The sequence below is a fragment of the Arthrobacter sp. 01N444 genome (genome assembly GCF_056399305.1).
Genome location: NZ_JBFTRB010000055.1, coordinates 1 through 374, shown reverse-complemented (window position 1 = coordinate 374; position 374 = coordinate 1). Strand labels below are relative to the sequence as shown.

Genomic DNA, 374 nt, shown 5'->3' with positions numbered 1-374 from the left:
CAATACGGCATCAGAATAACGGTCTGAATTGAGGAAACACCACAATGCCGCTTCTAAAGAGTGCACAACATAGCCGTCTGACATAATGTCTTCTCTTTTAACTCTCGCAATGTCATCATTAAGTATCCTCTTATACGCAGAAAACTCATTTTCATACTCGGTTCCTCTCAAATTCTCCAGACAAGAATGAACAGCTTGTTTATATGCCTCTTCAGGAGAATGATCAAATAAGTTTATTAAAAATTCTATATAAATGAAGCATCCCAGCGTTGATCGGGGATGACGATGTGTAATAAAGGCCCACCGTTCGATCTCAGCTTGCCTTTTTGAAAAATCGGATTCGTTCCATAGTGTAAAAGCCAACGGAGATATTC

General features: G+C 39.3%; 1 protein-coding gene. It reads right to left on the bottom strand.

The annotated features are described in order from the left end of the window. Positions 1–374, bottom strand: a 374-nt coding sequence (locus tag AC1DKN_RS21065) for an ADP-ribosylglycohydrolase family protein (RefSeq protein WP_476872412.1), incomplete at both ends; no start/stop codon positions are given.